1 protein-coding gene is annotated in these 1,164 nt (G+C 45.1%); it reads left to right on the top strand.

The window, feature by feature from the left end; all coding sequences use genetic code 11:
* A partial coding sequence (locus tag A3739_RS12940) for a GTP-binding protein (RefSeq protein ID WP_231877076.1) occupies nt 1–1,164 on the top strand: 1,164 nt, incomplete at both ends.

Raw genomic sequence — 1,164 nt, 5'->3', positions numbered from 1 at the left:
ACAGACGCGTTTTGTAACGTCAAAGGCGTTTGAGAAAGGTTTGAACCCGATTGTTGTTATCAACAAGATTGACCGTCCGGGTGCGCGTCCTGATTGGGTAATGGATCAGGTGTTCGACTTGTTTGATCGACTCGGTGCAACCGATGAGCAGTTAGACTTCCCTGTGATTTATGCGTCTGCATTGAATGGTATTGCGGGAGATGATCCGGAAGAAATGGCAGAAGACATGACGCCATTGTTTCAAATGATCGTTGATCAAGTTCCAGCGCCAAAAGTTGACCCTGAGGGTTCTTTCCAAATGCAAATCTCTGCATTGGATTATGATTCATATGTAGGTGTTATTGGTATTGGACGCATCACGCGCGGAACGCTGTCGCCTAATCAGCAAGTTATTGTTAAGCAAGCAGATGGCAACGAGCGTAAAGGTAAGGTTCTTAACGTGAAGGGTTATCATGGTCTTGATCGTGTGGATACTGATTTGGCGAGTGCGGGCGATATTGTGTGTATTAATGGTATCGACGGATTAAGCATTTCAGATACTTTATGTGATCCAGCAAATGTTGAAGCATTGCCGGCGCTAAGTGTTGATGAGCCAACAGTAAGCATGACCTTCCAAGTAAACGATTCGCCGTTTGCTGGTCTCGAAGGCAAGTTCGTAACTTCACGAAATATCAAAGATCGTTTAGATCAAGAGCTTATCCATAATGTAGCATTGCGTGTTGAGCAGGGCGATACAGCTGATAAGTTTGTTGTGAGCGGTCGTGGTGAGCTTCACCTTTCAGTTTTGATCGAAACAATGCGTCGTGAAGGCTTTGAACTAGCAGTATCTCGTCCAGAAGTTATCGAGAAAGAAATCGATGGCGTGATGATGGAGCCCTACGAGAACGTAGTAATTGATGTTGAAGATCAGCATCAGGGTTCGATCATGGAAGAGCTTGGTTTGCGTAAGGCTGAGTTGACTAACATGGAGCCAGACGGCAAAGGTCGCGTAAAACTCGAGTTCTCAGTGCCGTCGCGCGGTTTGATTGGTTTCCGTGGTCAGTTCCTTACGCTTACATCAGGTAGCGGTATCATGACATCTGTATTTGATCGTTATGATGTAGTTAAAGCTGGTGAAGTTGTATCACGTCAAAATGGTGTATTGATTTCAATGGTGAAAGGCAA

The organism is Oleiphilus sp. HI0067, assembly GCF_001635735.1.
Note: the sequence above shows the minus strand (reverse complement) of the source record. Positions and strands in the feature narration are given on the sequence as shown.